The organism is Aestuariibaculum lutulentum, from assembly GCF_032926325.1.
GTDB lineage: Bacteria > Bacteroidota > Bacteroidia > Flavobacteriales > Flavobacteriaceae > Aestuariibaculum > Aestuariibaculum lutulentum.
The window spans coordinates 782,282-802,125 of sequence record NZ_CP136709.1; the positions used below are offsets into that span (position 1 = coordinate 782,282).

At 37.8% G+C, this 19,844-nt stretch carries 11 protein-coding genes; all 11 read right to left on the minus strand.

Features of this window, described 5'->3' with window-relative positions; all coding sequences use genetic code 11:
• Positions 1-3 precede the first annotated feature (3 nt).
• The 11 genes from R1X58_RS03510 to R1X58_RS03560 all read right to left on the minus strand — a co-directional run bounded on the left by R1X58_RS03510 (position 4) and on the right by R1X58_RS03560 (position 19,793).
• Positions 4-831 (minus strand): amidohydrolase family protein, encoded by an 828-nt coding sequence (locus R1X58_RS03510; RefSeq protein ID WP_240571969.1) that lies wholly within the window; start codon positions 829-831, stop codon positions 4-6.
• Complete coding sequence (locus R1X58_RS03515; RefSeq protein WP_240571970.1) at positions 828-1,688, minus strand: fumarylacetoacetate hydrolase family protein; 861 nt, start codon at positions 1,686-1,688, stop codon at positions 828-830. The genes R1X58_RS03510 and R1X58_RS03515 overlap by 4 nt, the downstream gene beginning before the upstream one ends.
• A gap of 19 nt (positions 1,689-1,707) precedes the next feature.
• A complete protein-coding gene (locus tag R1X58_RS03520) occupies positions 1,708-2,481 on the minus strand; it encodes an SDR family NAD(P)-dependent oxidoreductase (protein ID WP_240571971.1) in 774 nt (257 codons plus the stop codon).
• Between the two features lie 30 nt (positions 2,482-2,511).
• Positions 2,512-3,528: a zinc-binding alcohol dehydrogenase family protein gene (locus tag R1X58_RS03525; protein ID WP_240571972.1), complete on the minus strand. Its 1,017-nt coding sequence runs from the start codon at positions 3,526-3,528 to the stop codon at positions 2,512-2,514.
• 37 nt (positions 3,529-3,565) lie between these two features.
• Positions 3,566-5,230 carry a UxaA family hydrolase gene (locus tag R1X58_RS03530; protein WP_240571973.1) on the minus strand — a complete coding sequence of 555 codons (1,665 nt, stop codon included), beginning with the start codon at positions 5,228-5,230 and terminating at the stop codon, positions 3,566-3,568.
• Positions 5,231-5,359: 129 nt separating this feature from the next.
• The gene (locus R1X58_RS03535) at positions 5,360-6,247 is read right to left on the minus strand and encodes an AraC family transcriptional regulator (RefSeq protein ID WP_240571974.1); all 888 of its coding nucleotides are present in this window, start codon (positions 6,245-6,247) and stop codon (positions 5,360-5,362) included.
• 18 nt (positions 6,248-6,265) lie between these two features.
• Positions 6,266-8,710, minus strand: coding sequence for a sugar-binding domain-containing protein (locus R1X58_RS03540; RefSeq protein WP_240571975.1), 2,445 nt, complete (start codon positions 8,708-8,710; stop codon positions 6,266-6,268).
• A 28-nt stretch (positions 8,711-8,738) separates the two neighbouring features.
• Positions 8,739-12,248: a malectin domain-containing carbohydrate-binding protein gene (locus R1X58_RS03545; RefSeq protein ID WP_240571976.1), complete on the minus strand. Its 3,510-nt coding sequence runs from the start codon at positions 12,246-12,248 to the stop codon at positions 8,739-8,741.
• Positions 12,249-12,320: 72 nt separating this feature from the next.
• Positions 12,321-15,038 (minus strand): alpha-d-galacturonidase, encoded by a 2,718-nt coding sequence (locus R1X58_RS03550; RefSeq protein WP_240571977.1) that lies wholly within the window; start codon positions 15,036-15,038, stop codon positions 12,321-12,323.
• Between the two features lie 8 nt (positions 15,039-15,046).
• The gene (locus tag R1X58_RS03555) at positions 15,047-16,975 is read right to left on the minus strand and encodes an exo-alpha-sialidase (protein WP_240571978.1); all 1,929 of its coding nucleotides are present in this window, start codon (positions 16,973-16,975) and stop codon (positions 15,047-15,049) included.
• Positions 16,976-17,015: 40 nt separating this feature from the next.
• On the minus strand, positions 17,016-19,793 hold the full coding sequence (locus R1X58_RS03560; protein WP_240571979.1) for a glycoside hydrolase family 78 protein: 2,778 nt from the start codon (positions 19,791-19,793) through the stop codon (positions 17,016-17,018).
• Positions 19,794-19,844 lie beyond the last annotated feature (51 nt).

Consider the following 19,844-nt stretch of genomic DNA (forward strand, 5'->3'; position numbering starts at 1 on the left):
GTCTTATAGTTTATAAAATTTTACCGCATTAGTCCCCATAATTTGCTGTTGCTCACAGGCACTTAATGTTGCAATAAAATTTGTTGTTAATTCTTTTACTTTTGTGTAGTTGCCTGCTACCAAACACACTGGCCAGTCTGAACCATACATCACACGATTTGGACCAAAAACTTCTAAAACCAACTCCATGTATGGATGAATTTGCTCAGGCGTCCAGGTATTATAATCGGCTTCCGTAATGATCCCAGACATTTTACAATACACGTTTTCATACTTTGCTATTTCCGTCATTAAAGCAGCCCAACCATCGTAAAAACCATCTTTAATATAAGGTTTCGCGATATGATCGATAACGAAATTCATTTTAGGAAAACGCTTTACAAATTCTAAAGCAGCCCCTAATTGATGCGGAAAAATTAAAATATCGTAAGTATAATTCCTTTTCTGAAGCACCTCAATACCTCTTAAAAAATCAGGGCGTAACAAAAAATTATGATCCGGTTCGCCCTGAACCACATGTCTGAACCCTTTTAATTTATTGGCTTCGCTGTATTTTTCCAGTGTCGTTTCTAAATTATCGGCTCGTAAATCTACCCAACCTACAACGCCTTTTATAAAACTGTTGTCTTTTGAAAGTTGAAGTAAAAAGTCGGTTTCTTCAAGGGTTTGATCGGCTTGAACCGCCACACAACCGTCAACACCATTTTCCTGATAAACAGACTGTAAATCGGAAGGCATAAAGTCCTTACGAATTACAGCCATGTTATCATCAATCCATGCATGTTTTACGGGTTCGTATTTCCAAAAATGTTGATGACTATCTATAATCATTTTCCTGGGTATGCGATAACGTTTTGTTTTGATACTCCTAAGCCTTCAATACCTAATTCCATAACATCGCCAGGCTTTAAATAAAGTGGAGGCGTTAAACCTAAACCAACACCGAATGGCGTTCCTGTTGAAATCACATCACCTGGTAATAACGTCATAAACTGACTGATATAACTAATCGACTCCTGAATATTGAAAATAAAATCTGAAGTAGAACTATCCTGCATCATTTCACCATTTAACTTTAGCCATAAGTGTAAGTTATTCGGATCTTTAATTTCGTCTTTAGTTGCTAAGAATGGTCCAAGCGGCGCAAACGTATCGCAACCCTTTCCTTTACACCATTGTCCTTCTTTTTCAATCTGGAAAGCACGCTCACTTATATCGTTATGCAACACATAACCAGCGATATGGTCCATAACCTCGTCTTGTGAAATATAAGAGGCTTTTTTACCAATAACCACAGCTAACTCTACTTCCCAGTCGGTTTTTTCACTGCCTTTAGGAATGATAACGTCGTCGTTAGGACCAACAATAGCTGTTGTTGATTTGAAAAACAATACAGGCTCACTTGGGATTTTCATACCTGCTTCAGCGGCGTGTTTTGCATAATTTAGTCCGATACAAACTAACTTTGAAGGGCGGCAAATTGGTGACCCCAATCTAACATCTTCTTCAACTACCTCACATTTCGACTGATTAATTTTTAACCATTCCTCTAAACGCGCTAATCCGTTAGTTTCGAAAAAGCGTTCCGTATAATCTTCAGCGAAAGCTGATACATCTATTTTTTTTCCGTCTGGTAATTGAACTCCTGGTTTTTCTTTACCAGCTTCTCCAAATCGTATTAATTTCATCTTTTATAGTTTATTAGTTTTATCCGTTTAACTTTATAAATCCACCATCTATTGGAAAATCTGTTCCTGTGATAAATGATGCTTCATCTGAACATAAAAACAGTGCTAAATCTGCAATCTCCTGAGGTTTACCCATACGACCGATTGGCTGCGTTTTTGAAAGTTTTTCAAACATTTCAGCTTCTCTTCCCGGATAATTATTTTTTAAGAAACCATCAACAAATGGCGTATGCACACGTGCTGGAGAAATACAGTTACAACGAATACCGTCGTTAATATAATCTTTAGCCACCGAATAGGTCATGGTTAACGCCGCTCCTTTAGACATCGAGTAAGCAAAACGATCGTTTAGTCCTACAGACGATGCAATTGATGCCATATTAATAATCACACCACCTTTAGCTTTCATGTGAGGAACCGATGCAAAAATACAGTTATAAACACCTTTTACATTCACACTATACACGCGATCTAAATCGGCCTCTGGTGTGTTTTCAACATTACCAATATGTGCGATTCCTGCATTATTTATTAAAATATCAAGTCCGCTTTCTTCAGCAATTTTATTAATGACTTCAACAACGTCGGCTTGATTTACCACATTACATTGGTGTACCGCTGCTTTTCCGCCATCGGCTTCGATCTCGGCTTTAGTCACTTCGGCATTTTCAACATTCAATTCTAAAATATGAACAAAAGCGCCTTGACCAGCTAATGTTTTAGAAATAGCTTTACCTATCCCGCTTCCGCCTCCGGTAACAATAGCTGTTTTGTTTTTTAAACTAAATTTCATCTGTTTTATGTTTTTCTCAGGATTACGAATTTACTCTGCACTAAAATTAACCATCGCTTTAATCACCCCGTTCTTTGGATCTAGCCAAGAATCGAAGTTAGCAATCATTTCGGTATAAGGTACCTGATGAGTTACAAATTTATCTGTCGGAAACTGCGGAAGGTTATCAATAACAAATTGAAAATCTTCTAAAGTCGCATTTCTACTACACATAATCGTAGACTCTTTAGCGTGAATTCCCGGGTGACTAAACACCAACTCGCCTTTTGAAAGTCCTACCAATACGTAACGTCCGCCATGAGACATGTAAGCAATACCACCTTCAAGCGCGCGTTTGTTTCCTGTACAATCGAAAACCGCAGTAGCTAAGTCGCCATTGGTAATTTTAGACACTTCTTCGGCTGCTGTTTCTGAAACTTTCACCACATGTTTTACACCAATTTCATTTTTTACAAACGCTAAACGCGACTCGTCAACATCGATAGCAATCACTTCAGCACCTTTAATTTGTGCCAGTTTCATTAAACCAATTCCGATTGGTCCACAACCAACAACTACTATAAATTCACCAGCTTCAACATCGGCTCTACGAATGGCATGTGCTCCAATAGCTAAAGGCTCTACGATAGCCATTTCTTCATAAGACAAGGTATTTGCCGGAATTAATAAATCGGTTCTTACCGCTACAACTTCCTGCATTCCGCCGTCGGCATGAACACCTAAAACCTTTATATTACTACAACAGTTGGTTTTTCCTTTTCTACAGGCAATACATTCTCCACAGCTTACATAAGGCATAACGATAACCTTATCGCCTACTTTTAAGTTCTGATTGTTTTCTCCAACCTCTAAAACTTCTGCAGCCAACTCGTGACCCAAAATTCTAGGATAAGTAAAAAATGCCTGATTTCCTGAATAGGCATGCAAATCGGTACCGCAAATTCCAACGCGGTGAATTTTAATTAACGCCTGATTCGCCTCGCGAACCGGTTGTTCTTTTTCTTTTAACGCGAATTTTGTTGGTTCTTCGCAAACTATATAGTTCATTATTTCTGAATACTTAATTATACTAACTCTCTTTTCTCTATAACGACATTCCTCGTTTCCAAGGAATGAAATCGTTCTGTTCTAATTTTCTTGCTTTAACCTGTTTTCCACTGGCAACTTCTATTACAAATTCCAGTAATTGTTCACCTGTTTCTTCAATAGTCGCTTCGCCATCAATAACACCTCCTGTGTTAAAATCGATGATATCGTTCATTCTATTGAATAATTTTGTGTTTGACGACACTTTAATCACTGGTGTAATCGGGTTTCCTGTTGGCGTTCCCAAACCAGTTGTAAATAAAATAATATTGGTTCCTGAACCTGCCAATCCGGTAGTCGACTCAACATCGTTACCCGGTGTACATAACAAATTCAGTCCCGGTTTAACCACTTGTTCAGTATAATCTAAAACGTCTTCAACTGGCGATGTTCCGCCTTTTTTTGCAGCACCTGCCGACTTTATCGCGTCGGTGATTAATCCATCTTTTATATTTCCTGGTGAAGGATTTGCTGAAAATCCGCCGCCTAACAACGTCGCCTTTTCATTATAAACAGCCATGATATTTGAAAACTTATCGGCTTTCTCTTTCGACTGACATCTATTGATTAATTCCTGTTCTACTCCGTTCAACTCCGGAAACTCAGCTAAAACAGTTGCACCTCCAAGTCCGACTAATAAATCGGACACATAACCTAAAACAGGATTCGCTGAAATACCTGAAAACCCATCAGAACCTCCACATTCCAGACCGATAACCAATTTATCTAATGTCGCTGGTTGACGCTCGACTTTATTTGCTTCGATTAATCCGACAAAGGTTTTCTTTACAGCTTCAGCCAATAATTCTTTTTCAGAATTCATGTGCTGCTGCTCTAAAAAATATACCGGCTTATCGTTATTTGGTGCCATTTTACTTAAGGCATCCTGTAAAATTTTAGACTGTGCATGCTGACATCCTAAACTTAAGACTGTTGCTCCAGCCACATTCGGATTGTTGATATAACCGGCCAACAAATGACATAAAGCAATAGCATCAGATGTTGAGCCGCCGCAACCTCCATCGTGGGTTAAAAACCGAATACCATCTACATTTGGGAATAATGGGTTTTTATAAACCTCGTCAGCTTCCTTTAAAATATCTTGTTCTAAAATGGCTTCAACTGAACCACCTGATTTATAGGTTTCAATTAAAGTATCGACATTTAAACCTAAATGCTGTTGTTTACCAAAACCTAATTTATCGACTAAGGCACTTTTTAACACCTCAACATTTCTGTTCTGACAAAATACCAAAGGAATGATTAACCAATTATTTTCAGTTCCAACGGTTCCATTAGTCCTATGATATCCTAAAAAGGTTTTATTCTTAAACTTTGAAATATCGGGTGCCTGCCATTGTACTTTTTCAACAACATGGTCGGCACTGTAATGCTCGGTGTCATGTTCTAAATTTTCGGTAGTAATAAGCCCACCTTCAGGGATATCGATTTTAGCTCTTCCTACTAAAACGCCATACATGTAAATTGGATCGCCAACCTTAAAGTTTTCGGTTGAAAATTTATGTTTGGCAGGAATAGCATCTACCAACGTGTATGATTGATTTTCAAACGAAAGTTCGGTGCCTTTTACCAAATCGGTTAAAGCCACTAATACATTATCTTTCGCATGTATTTTTAGTATTTCTTGTCTATTTCCTATCATTTATAAATAAGATTAATAATTGCAATACTATAAATATTAAATCATCAAATCTTCCTAAATCATGACTAAACATGATATTATTTTTGCTTAAAATCTCACCAAGTTGATTTAAAAGCAATAAATATACCTCTAAACCAGTTCATTCTCTTGATAAGAATTAACATGTTGTTTTATATATTCTGATGGATTACAGTCCATTACAATTTTAAATTGTCGGTTAAAATTTGAAATATTATTGAATCCTACTTCATAACAAACCTGAGAAATATTCACCTTCTGCTCCAACAACAACTTACAGGCATACCCAATTCGGATTTCGGATACATAACGTGAAAATGGCTTACCATTAACACGTTTGAACAATCGGCTAAACGCCGTCGCATTCATATTGGCAATCTTAGCGACTTCATCTAAAGAAATATCTCTATTGAAATTCTTAAAGATATAGGCATATACCTTATCGAGTGTTTTATTCGTTTTTACTTTAAAGGTTTTCATATATCCCGAACTTGCCAATAGCTTAAAGTTTTTATGACTTGAAAGCTTATTCAGGATATTTAAAAACGCAATGGTTTTATGAAATCCGTTAAGATTTAACATGTTTTGAACCGTTTCTATGAGTTCTCCTTTTAGATTTAAAAACTTGATACCAAAACGCGCTCTATCAAACAACTCAGACAGATGATGCATCTCGGGGGTTTCAAAAAAATGTTCTCCTAAAAAATCCTTTTTAAAGTGAATAGCTATGGACTTGGCAACCAACTCTGAATCGTCTGCGAAATAGGCCTCCTGATTCAGCCACATGTGAGGTGTGTTCTTTCCTATTAAAAACACATCGCCGGGTTCAAACTTTTCAATACCATCCCCAACAAAACAATTGCCGTTGCTTTTTAAAATAACGACCAGTTCCAGCTCGGGATGGTAATGCCAAAGTTTTAAAAAATTAGAATCTTCATGTACTTTAGCCGTAAACGACGTGTCGCTTGGTGTACTCCTATCAAGTAAATGAAGTTTCATTATTTTTAATATTTATTTTTATTCTACATCAATTTGAACAGATACCTCTTTTAAGCCTTCAGAAGTGGCTTTTAACTGAATATTTTCTGCTTTACCATTCGATTGAATAATAACCACACATTTTCCGTTATACGCTTTACGGTAGTTGGCTTTAAATGATTCTAAACTCGCCTGATAACCGTTATCAACACCTACTATTTTTCCACCACCTGTAACTTCAAACTGAATGAGGTTATTGGCTCTTGGAGATAAGTTACCTTCCTCATCATTCACACTCACAGTTACATAAACTAAATCGTAATTATCGTTTGAAATCGCTTTTTTATCAGCCTCTAAAGCTAATTGCGAAGCAGTCCCTGCCGTATGTACTTCTTTCTCTAAAACCACTTGTCCGGCTTTTCGAGATACGACTTTAATGGTTCCTGGTTCGTAGTTCACCTTCCAAGATACATGCAACTCTTCATCTTGTTTAGACTTTACGCCTTGCGATGTTCCGTTTACAAAAAGTTCTACCTCATCAGCGTTATTATAATAGGCCCAAACATCAACTTCCTGACCTGCATTCCAGTTCCAGTGTGGTAAAACGTGTAATACAGTTTTATCGCTCCATTCACTTTGGTACATGTAATACACATCTTTTGGTAAACCTGCTAAATCGACAATTCCGAAATATGAACTACGCGCCGGATACGGATACGGAATAGGCTCGCCAATATAATCGAAACCTGTCCAAATAAATGTTCCTGCGATATAGTCTAATTTCTTAACGGTTTTCCAGTTTTCTTCGTGGGTAGTTCCCCAGTAAGCCGCTACATTATCGTAAGCTGAAACTGTATAATCGTCATTACCATCAAACGGTTCGTTATGAGCCGGAGGCCAGAATTTAATTTCCGACGAGGTGGCATCGTAATGACCACGTGTTTCTAAAGCCGATACACTTTCGGAAGCTATTATTTTTTGACCTTTAAAATTTTCAGGGAAAGTACCGTAATCTTCATGTTTGTAATTAAATCCTAAAAGATCTAAAGCACCTGACTGATAGATAAAATTTTTCTCAGGAATATTTTCTGTTAAGGCACAGGTTACTGGTCTGGTCTGGTCTAAACTTTTAACAATTTTCACTAAATCTTTAGTCATCGCGATTCCTGTGCTATCAAACTGCTCGCGAATTTCGTTACCAATACTCCACATCATCACCGACGGGTTGTTACGGTCGCGACGAATTACATCCTGTAAATCGCGTTTATACCATTCGTCCCATTCTACATTGTAATCAAATTTCACTTTACGTTTTTTCCAAACATCGAAAGCTTCAACCTGAACAATCAGTCCCATTTCATCACATAATTGTAATAACTCTAAAGACGACGGATTGTGCGCCACACGAATGGCATTCACCCCCATATCTTTCATGATTTGAAGTTTTCTTTTTATAGCCGATTTATTTGCAACTGCTCCCAAAGCGCCGTTATCGTGATGCAAACAAACACCATGAATTTTAGTTGGAACGCCGTTTAATGAAAAGCCTTTTTTAGCATTGAAGCTGAAATAACGAATACCCAGTGGCGTTTCGTAATTATCCACTAAGTTCTCACCTTCATAAATTTTTGTTTTCACGGTATACAAATACGGGTTTTCAACACTCCACAATACAGGATTTACAACTTCCATTTGTTGTCTAGTGACATAAGATGTATGTGGTTGAATACTATCTATTTTCTCTGAAACGGCAACTTCTAAATTATCGGCATCTAAAACGGTATTTACCAATTTAAACACTCGTTTTGACGTGCTATCGTTTTTAATCGTGGTTTCGAATGCAACCGTTGCTTTATCCTTTAATACTTTAGGAGTCGTAACATAGGTTCCCCAGTGGTCAACATATAAATTTTCGGTAGCTACTAAACGTACATTTCTGTAAATTCCAGAACCGGTATACCAACGCGAATTTGGCTGTTCACTATTATCGACTTTAACGGCAATGACATTTTCCTTTGTTCCAAAATTTAAATAATCGGTCAGATTATAAGCGAAAGAAATGTAACCATACGGACGTTTACCTAAATAATGCCCATTAATCCAAACCTCACTATTTCTGTACACGCCATCAAACTCAACAGAAACCGATTTGCCATTCCAATCTGCTGGCAAAGTGAATGTTTTTCTGTACCAACCTGTTCCTGTTGGCAACGCACCACCTTCTGGTTTTGCCGGATTATCTTCACTAAATTCGCCTTCAATACTCCAGTCGTGTGGCAAGTTAAGTGTTCTCCAATCGGTAGTATTAAAATTGGCTTGAGTCGCTTCAGGAACATCTCCTAATTTAAAATTCCAGTTGAAATTAAAATCTTCAACAATACGCACATCTCTTTCAACAATTTCTTCGGTTTTACTACATGAAAAAATTAAGCTGACTAACAGCAACAGACTAAAGATTTTTGTTTGGTTTAATGTCTTGTTCATTATCTATACTCGTAATTAATAATCGCTTTTATTGAAATTCAAAGGATTCAATTCGAAGTCCTTTCATATTGTCTGATTCTAACTGAATTTTATAGGTTCCAGCATTAATATACCCGCCCGATGTGGTGTTTAAAACCTTCCATTTATCGTTTCTAACAGGAAATTCGATATCGTCATTTCGCAATAAAATACCGTTAGCATCTTCAATTTTTAACCGCACTTTTAATGGTCCTTCGGTCATATTCATATACCTGAAACGCATCAAATAAATATTGGCAACGCCCGGCGTGACTGTAAAAGTAATACTGTTTTTTGTGTTTTCGGTAAACTCTATGTAATCACTTTTCTTAAAGAATGCTTTTTTAACGCCCGACCCTGTAGTTTGAGCATCGCTTTCGGCTTCCAGTTTTACAATTACTCGGTCGTCTTTCTCTTCCATGGAGTAGGTTGGCACAACGGCTATGGTTGCTATTCCTTCTTCCGAACTAAAGGCAATATTTTCACCTTTCTTAGCTACTCGCTTATAAACGATGAAAGTTTGATTTAAACTATTTTCAGCAGATTCTTCCATCGCTTCATAGCCTTCTAATTGTTTTATTTCTGAATTTACAAACGCGTAAATCGTGGCATCGGTCTTCAAGGTAAAATGTCCTGAAACAGTTTTATTTTCTTCTGAAATCGGGAATTTTAAATAATCGGCCCCATAAACTTCGGAAGGCAATTTGGTAAAACTAACCTTTGAATTTACAAACTGTTTATCGGTAATATTTAGCCAGGTTGATACTTCAACATCTGTATTCGCTGAAAGATTTAAAATATTCTTATCGGAAGGGTTTGCCGGATTTACATTATAGTCTTTTGAAGCAATAGCTATAGCCGAAATTACCGCCTCACCGGAAGCGACATTCGGGAATGAAATGATTAATTTTCCATTGTCACTTTTTGCTGAATATACTTTTTTCAAAGCCGCATCATGACCAACAGTTTTCCAGATATCTAAATTCTTTTCAACAATATTATTGTTAATTGCGATATCAAAAACGCGCCAATCTTCGCAATCCATACCGCCTCCAGTACCGTACCAAGCCTCATTAAAATACAATTCTACCTGATATTCGCCATCTGGCACAGGGAATTCGTAACGTAACTTATCGGCTCCATATCTAAAATCCTGAAATAACCTCCAGTCTTGCGTTCCTGCAATCGGGTCGTAAGTGGTACGCTGACTCGCATAATACGCCGGAAGGTTTTCAAAAGTATCGGTCCATGATAACGAGCCCCATGAATTTTCATCGGTTTTATGCACATCGGCTAACCAGGCATTTCCGAAAGTATCGGTATAATCTGCTCCACCGCTATTCACACGATATAAGTAATTAAAACCTTCGGCTGGTTTTAAAATATCGTTTGTTTCGCTCACCAAGGCATCAAAATGTGGTGCTTCTGGTAAATTATTCAATACGATATAATCTTTAGCAACAGGTTGTCCATCAACATAACCAACAACGTACAATATATTGTATTTAACATCGACATTATTAAACTGAAAATGTTTGCCTAATCCCGTATTTTTTAGTTTTCCTAAAGATACTTCATCAACATCATTAAACAATTCCACTTCATCACAATTTGAATACACATCGATACCATTTTTTGTTCCGCCTTCATTCCAACGGGTCGGCCACGAATGCGAAACGATGTACACCATCGGCTCTTTTTTGTTAGACACATAATTAGCACGGTACATATAAAATGCATCTAAAGGTTCACCCCAAATAGTGAAAATCCCTTTATAATTAACTGGGCCAACTTTATCGATATCGCGATACCCTTCACCGTTTTGCGAACGCCCCGGATTTTCGTGAGAATATAATAACCAATGGTATTGCCCTACGATTTTATCGCTCACCGATTCGGCTTCAGCAACCTTAATTTCCATCAATTGTGAAAAACGATTTTCGCTTAATTCACCTTTTTGATTGAATTCGCCTTCAGTATGTAAATCGGCAGAACGCCAGGCACCATACTCTCCATTTAATAAATGTTCGGTCATTTCTTTACCGTAATTATAAGGATCGCCGCCGTAGGTTCCCGACCAGTTTTGAATCACGTTCCAGTCACTACCTTCCCCTCCGTTACAGGTCGTTACTAAACGCTGCGTTGCAGTTGGGTCTAATTCCCGGATAATTTGCGTACATTCTTCTGCAAAATCCTTCGGAATGGTGCTTTCATTTTGTAAGCCCCACATCACCACCGACGGATTGTTTCGACGTTCTTTAATCCATTCCTTTAATAAGGTTTTAAAATTTTCTTTAAACTCAGGGGTATCATACCAGATATGCGCTGAAAATTGACTCCAGAATAAAATACCATCTTCATCTAAATGTTGCTGATATCTTAAATTATGTGGCTGGTGACCTTCACGGAAGGCATTATAACCAGCGGCTTTAATTTGTCCGATTCTGGCTTTTACATCTTTATCTGAAAACGAATGACTTCTGCCAATAAGGTGCTCGTATTCACAAGTACCGTTAATAAAAATTGGTTCATCATTTAAGAAGAAACGATTATCATCGCTTTCACGATTAATTGGCCAACTTACCCAACGAATTCCATATGGTGTGGATAATGCATCTTTTAAATCGCCATTTTCGTAAACTTTAGTGACCAGTTGATACAAATACGGATCTTCAGGCGACCATAATTTAGGATTTGAAAACTCTGGCAAGGTTTGTTTAATTTCCTTTAAACCGGAAACATTTTCAACATCAGTTTTCACTGAAACAACCTGTTTTCCGTTAGTATCTAACAACATATTTTCAACAGTGATTTTCTTTGCTGAATCGCTATAATTTTTAACCTCTGTAGTTGTATGAAGTAAAGCGTTTTCTTTATTAGTTGATGCATCATTCCACACATGAACCCCGAAAGGTTCAATACGCAATTTATCGGTAACCACTAAAGATACGGGTCTAAATATTCCCATTGGTTGTGAACCTTCTGAAAAACCCCATTCTCCCGAACAGCCACCACAAACCCAAGGTAAATCGGCAATAAATGCCGGATGTGCCGCTTTCACTACAATGTTGTTTTCAGTATTAAAATCAACCACATCGGTAATATCTAGAGTAAAGGTGGTTCGTCCGCCTTTGTGAGCGCCCACTTCTTTGCCATTTACCCAAACGGTCGCATACGAGCCTACGCCTTCGAAAAACAAAAAGTGTTGTTTTCCTTGGTCTTCAGCATTTAATTTTAAGGTTTTATAATACCAGGCTGTACCGTGTAAATTACCATGTTTCATACGACGGAAACCATAATACTGATCCCAGTTGTGCGGCACAGAAACAGCTTTCCAATTGTCGTTAATATTTATGTTTTTAACAAAATCGGCTTCCGACTGATTCAAACTATCTAAATGAATCGTGTACCAATTATCGTTTAAACTAATTTCTTTTCGAACAGCATCAACCTTCACATCTTTTCCACAAGATATAAACATTAAAATGCTTGCTAAAACTATGTATTGTAACTTTTTCATCAAACAATGATTCTAATAAAATTCTAAATTTAGAGACTCTGAAACAAGTTCAGGGTGACAAGACGTGTCTTGTTAATAAAATAACCAATCTATGGCTTTACCTTCTTCTTTATTGGTAATACCTGCATCGTGAATTACGATTTTTTCGTTTCCGTCGATAAATCCTAAAACTAGAACACGTCCTTTTCCTAACTTCAATTTATGTTCACCAGGTTCATAACGATAACTATAAATATTTACCGGATATAATCCAGAAACCAACATGGCATTGGCTATTTTAATATCGGCTTGCCCCCTGTTGTTGGCTTGCGCATTGGTTTCTAAAGTTGGCGGTGCTAAAACAGTAAAACTGTTGGTACTGAAATACCCCACCAAAATTTTAACAGCTTTGTCTGTTTTAAAATGTAAAACGCTGCCGTTTTCCTGTTGGTCTTTATCTGAAAATTTCACGCCCGACAGGTGTCTTAATTCTTTAGCAACCTCATCTATTTCAGCTTCATTATCGGTATAAACTTTTTGTCCTTTTTTTAATGAAAAACGGGTAGCGTCTTTATTTAGAATATCGACTTTAACAGGCTCTAACGTCTTGAACGTTTTTATAATTTCTCCAGCATTATCTGATTTTAACATTTCAATATTATGCTTAAATACCTCGAGCTCCTTTTCAAAATGTGGCAACAACTCTTCCCATGTTTTATTTTTGCCATCGTTACCTCTAATAGGAATTCGGCGCAGTTCGGTTTGCATACTATTGGCGTATAAATACGTATCTTTTGTTCTGTTGACCAACTCCTGATAATAAGCAACACTTCTTTCTAAATGTGGCAAGGCCTTGTCTAAATCTTCAATAGTATTTGAATAACTATAACGCAATATCAACAGGGCTGCTTTTACCTTTTCTGAAAAGACATTAGCAAACAAGTTGTAGCAATAGATATCATTTTTTAAGCGGTTGAATTCGGTAACATCCTTAGTAACATGAGGTGCTGCAGCATCAATAGCCTTAACCGCCGCTTTACCGTGATTGACAATCTCGTTGATGATTTGAAGCGGTGTTTCTCCAATATGTGGCTCGCCTTCCCATTCCTTTTTAGCGTATTCCAGAAGAATTTCACCTTTGGGACCACAAGATTCGTAAAATCCGGGATACACACGATATTTATATGGATTTACTAACTGACTTGCGAACATGCCCAATAATAAGGTTTGTCGGTTACCTTCGGTAATTCCAAATCGGCGTAAGGTTTTAGGTGCAATTTCACCAGCTTCCTCATAAGCTTTTAATATACCTGCTCCTGAACCTACACCATATTTCTGACTTAACTGATCTTGCCAAAAACCGATTTCTTCGGTTCTATCACGCTGACTATTCCAAGCATAGCGCGCCCAGGCTTTGTACCAAATCCAGTCGCGTTCCATTTCCAGTAAACGCGGTTCGGTATTATCAGGGGCATACGGCCAATCCCAATACGAGGTCTGCGGAAATAAGTGCAGCGCATTAGCGCCATGAACATTGTGCATGGCTTTTACACTTTTCTGAATAAAGTCTGGTGAACCATATCGGAAAGGTTCTAAATTTGCTAAAATATGTACGTTCGAAATATGCGTTGACCCCGCTTCGCTTAACTTTCTATGGGTTTCTGCCCATGGACCGCGAGGTTCGTAAGTGGTTAACGATTCGCCGTTGTATTTGTTCATGGTATACAGATTCTTATACAGCGGCAATGCTTTTTCCATAACCAAAGGGGCATCGGTATCGTGACCACGAAGAATGATGGGTGGCTCGTTAGTTTCGCCAATAACCTGTAAACCGTCCTGAACCCCTGGAATAATCACTTTTGTAAACCATTCAACATCGTCATCAACGGTGTTCATGGCTTCACCCAAGGTAGTTAACAAACCAACGTTCGGATATTTTTCAATAAAAGCCGCAATCGATTTTCTCGTATAATCAGCTAAAAGCGGAGTGATAGGTCTTGAACGTTCCTGAGTTTTTATTCCGTAATGTTCAGCAAATGGTTTTGATACCAGAATATTATAAAACATTTGAATGACCCAAATGCCACGCTTATTGGCTTCTTCGGTAACGAATTTGAAAATCTCCTCGTTCTTTTTAAAATCTTCGTCACTAACCTCAACCGCAAACGGATAATCGTCTAACTTGACTAACGACGCAAACGGATGGCCATTCCACAGATAAAGTGAATTAAAACGGTTATCGACCATCATATCCAGATACTCAATCCAAAGGTCTTTATCGTAAAACCAAGGGAAATTTTCTGGTGTATAGGGGTATTCGTAAACTGTTCTTCCCGGCAAATATTCTGGTTTTTGAATGCCAATAACAGTACCTCGTAATACCATTTCCGGAGCATCTTTTTTATTAATACTATCTGGTAATACTTTGGTTTCTGAAATTCGATCTACCAAATCCAAAGTGCCGTATAAAACACCTGAAGCATCCGTACCTTCAATATAGGTTACCTGTGCAGATGTCGTAATTTTAAAGCCTTCCTTTTTAATAAGGCTTGAATCATCAATATTTAAATCTGAAGTATTTAAGTTCCAGTTTTCACTTTCTTTTTCACCAATAATAATGGTTCTATCGGTATTATTTTCGGGCAATCTATCGGAAATGGTTACATGGTAATTATTCTCCAGTAATACGCCTGAAAGCTTATCCATAGCGTAAGCCAATCTTGGCGAATCCAAATCGCCCACAATAACCACATGCTTGGTTTTAGCACAGCATACTACCAGAAAAAGAAAACCTAAACTTAAATACTTCATCTTATTTTTTATTCACCCTGAAACACTTTTTTAAGGTATGCGACATTCGCTCCGTAGTTTTTCACCACGTTATGAACATCGGTAGTATCGCGAGAACGCTCTACAATTAACCAACCTTTCCAATGCATGTTATCAAGCGTTTCTTTTATCTTCGGAAGATCGATTGCCGGGTCGTTTTCAATCCAATGCCCATCGGTATTCGAAGCATGAATTTCTCCAATATTATCGCGACCAAGCGTTTTTAATTCCTTTGAAATATCCCGTCCGTTTTTAATGGCATTAGCGAAATTGAAGGCAATTTTAATATTTCTGTTACCAACTTCTTCTAACAATTTCTTTTCTTCTTCGGCTGATAACGATGTTTCAACAGCAATAATCCCGTTAATCTTATCGACCTGCTCACCTGCCCAACGTAAACGCTCAACAATAGCTGGACGCAATTCCGGATATTTTACCAAATCGCATTTCGTTCCTAACGGTAAATAAGCCACTTGTACATCGAAGGTTTTCATCACTTCAATACAATCGGTCACCATTTTTTTATACGTTGGACGCTCGGCAAACGATTGCCCGTAGAATCCAGACATGGCAATAGAACTGATACGCACACCGGTTTCAGCCATTTTTTCATTCCAAACCCTTACGCTTGCGGTATCGCCATTAACAAATTTGCTATCGAAAGTTTCACGGTCTCCTAAACCGCCCATATCCATTTCAACGGCATCAGCACCAATTTCTTTAGCACGTTCGAATTCGCCTAATTTCTGACGTTTTAAAATCATCCAGTCACAAACGGCAACTTCGTAACGCTCCTTTGTTGGACCCGGCCAAACACCATCAACAATTGGAAAAGTTACCAGCTGTGACGGATCAATTTTTACATATTTAATTTTTTGACGTCTCCATGTATACACACAATGTAACATACCATCGGATCCCTGAATAATTGACGGGTATGAATACTGACTGATTTTAGAATCTTCTAAAACCAAAGCGGCGTCCCAGTTTACACCATCTTTTGACGTTGCAATATTTAATGGACTTCTGTAGCTTTTAAACATGTCTTTATTTGGCCAAACATGGTTGTAAATTAAAGCATGCTCACCGTTTTTCATAGTAACCGCGTCGGTACCTGAATTGTTATTTGGCATATTTAACAACTCTAAAGGCGACCAGGTTTGACCGTTATCTTCAGACCAGGTTGTAAACAAATGACTGTTTTTCGTTCTTCCTATTTGCTGTAATTTTCCATTGTCATGAAATAAAATACTTGGCTGAATAGCGTTAATATCATTTGGTCCTTTTGGCAAGGTATCCTGCATATTCCATGTTTTCCCGAAATCTGATGTTGATTCCATTCGTAAATGCCAACCACTGTCGCCTTCAATACTAGACGGTAATAACAAGTTACCATTATCTAATAATTCTGGTTTGTTTTTAATTGGCCCTAAAAAACCTTCCGGCAATTTTTCGGCTTCAGACCAGGTTTCACCACCATCTGAAGAACGTTTTAACATACCCCACCAGGTTGAAGGATGTGGCCCGATTTTGTAAAATAACAATAAATCGCCTCCTGGAATTTGATACAACACAGGGTTCCAAGTTGGGTAACGTAAGGTGTCATTTTGCACTCCGTTAGCTACTTCAACAGCTTCTGTCCATTTCCCGTTTTTACGCTTACTTACGTAAATACAAACATCAGGGTTACGTTCGTGTGTTCCTCCAAACCAAGACGCGACCAATTCTCCATCGGTATTTTCAACAATAGTTGCGGCATGTGCAGACAGGTATGGTGCTTTATCGTAAATAAACTCATCGACAACAATACCTTCACGCCAGGTTTTATCTTCTAAAGCTATTTTCTTTTCAACAGGTTGTTTACAACTCCCTAAAAAGATGCTTCCTAAAAGCACCATAGCTATTTGAAACTTTTTCATTTTATCTCTTTTATCTATTATTCAATTGGTTTTCTCTTTTTTAAAGCTTCGCTGAAATGGTATAAGTTCCTGATTCGAGCCCTAAAACTATCTTGTCATTTTCTGATTGATATATTTCAGAATCTATTTTTTTCCCATTAAGCGTCACTTTTGAAGCATCGGTGGTTGGCACATACACTTTGGCCGAAGTATTTGCAGGCACCGTCACTTCCCAATGAAGCTTATTTCTGTTTAATTTCCAGTGACTTTTAATCTCTCCGTGAATCGACTTATAAGATGCGTTTACATAACTTAACCCAGCTTTAAAATCGGGTTTCATGATGATTTCTTTAAAGCCAGGCTTTTCAGGATTGCTCTTAATGCCTGCCATGTTTTCGTAATACCAAATCATTAAATCCCCCAAGAGCATCACATGGTTTTGAGAATTCATTTTTGGGTCGGCTGTATTACCATTCCACAATTCCCAAATGGTAGTTGCGCCGTTTTCAACCATGTAGCCCCAGCTTGGGTAGGTTTTATTCGATGCCAGTTTAAAGGCTAAATCGCCACGACCGAAATTGGTTAAGGTTCGCATTAAAAACTGCGTTCCTACAACCCCGGTACTAATATGACCTTCTTTAACCACTTCAATTTGATATACCATGTTTTCAAAAACCTTATCTGCTAATCCATCAGGAACCATATCGAAAGCTAAAGGCAACACATTTGCGGTTACTGTATTATTGGCATAGCTATAATTTTCTCTGTTGAAATACTTCGCATTGAATGCTCTTTTAATACGTTCGGCTAAATCATCGTAATATGGTATATCGGCATCACTGTTACCTTCAATTTTCGCGAACTTTTTCATGATTTGAAGCAAGTGATAATAAAACGCACTCGACAACAATTCGCCATCGGTTAAACGCGTTGGATCGCTGGAACGGATAATTTCCAAAGATTCCGGTGGCACACACCAATCGCCGTATTTATCTTTGGTCATTAAATCATCTTTCAGATAATTGGCTTCCATATACAACAACCATTTTTTCATAAACGGATAATGATCTTTAATCACTTTCTCATCTCCAAACTGCGTGTATAACATATCGGCTACTTTCATGTAAGCACCTTGCCAGGTTACCCCATCACCGTAATAACGCCAGAATGCAGGTGCTACATCTGGAATACCACCATCTAAAGTTTGTGAATATTTTATATCGTCCAGCCATTTTGCATAAAGCGTTTGATTGTCGAAAATAAAACTCTCGCCATAAGCGCCTGTGGTACGATCGCCCAACCATGGTTGGCGTTCGTTACGTTGCGGACAATCGATAGGCATGCCTTTGTAATTTCCGCTAATGCCCCAAAACGCATTTTTAAAAATCTGATTCATGGTTTCGTTAGAACACTCGAACGTTCCCGTAGTTTCCATGTTATCGTAAACCACTTTTCCTAAAAACTGATCTAAAGATGGCTTCGATTTAAAGCCTGTAAGTTCTACAAATCTAAACCCATGAAAGACGAATGTTGGCTCCCAGACTTCTTCGCCGTCCCCTTTTAAAATGTATTCATCAGTAGTTCGGGCATCACGTAGGTTGGCAATGTAAAGTGAACCATCGTCCTGTAAAGACTCGGCAAATTTCATTGTGATTTTATCGCCACGATTACCCTTCACTTTTATTTGTAACCAGCCCACCATATTCTGTCCCATATCCAGAATATAAGTTCCTCTGTTAGTTGCTGAAATAGAAACCGGTTTTACGGCATCCATGATTTTCATGTTGGGTGTCATTTGTGCTTCGAAGAATCCGCCAGGTTCTTGAACCCACATCATGTTTAGCCAATCGCTATCATCAAACCCAACGTTGTTCCAGTTTGGCATTTCCTTTCGCGCATCATACACTTCACCATCATATTCATTATTGCTTCTAATTGGTCCGTATGGTGTAAATTTCCAGCTTTCATCGGTTTTAATGGTTTCTTTGCTACCGTCTTCATATTCCACATCTAACTGCAATGCCATTTTTGGAAAACCAAAACTTTTAATTTTATATGGTTTGTATTCCTGACGCATCGCAAAAAAGCGTCCGTTTCCTAAAATGGTTCCTAACACATTATCTCCTTCCTGTAACTGAGACGTTACATCGAATACATTATATTTTACATTTTGAGTATAATCGGTAGGCACCGGTGCTAATACCTGGTCGCCAATTTTTTCACCATTAATATAGAACTCATATAAGCCCATTCCCATAATGTAAACCTTGGCATTTTTAACCTTGCTTTTTAAGTTGATGGGTTTTCTAATATAGCGCGCTGACAATTTTGCAAACTGACTTACGCTATCTCCTGGAAATAATTGGTTGTAGCCTATCCATCGTGTTGATTTCCATTCGGCATAGGTTAAAATTCCCATACTCCACAATGCTGTTTCACTCCAGTTACTTTCTCCTTTATTCGTCGATACTTTTACTTTCCAAAAAGCTTCATCTTTACTATTTAAGCGTTTTCCTGTATATTGAATATTTACAGTGGTATCGCTATTTACTTTTCCGCTATCCCATAAATCAGCTTCATTATTGGCTAACTTTTCAGGTGACGACGCTACTAAAATATGATATGCAGTTTGTTGTACCTGAAATGCATCTGTATCTAATTGCCAGCTTAATCGAGGTTGTACCACATCAATCCCTAACGGATTGGTTAGCATTTCGCATTGAAGATTATTCAACTTAATTTCATTTTGAGCCAAAGCCGACAATGAAATTAAAAAGGCTAATGCCAATGAAAACGCTTTTTGAATTCTATTTGATTCTATCTTTTTTAGAATTTGCATTTCTTTCAGATATAATAATTAGTTCTTTGCTAATGTGAACCTGAAATACCC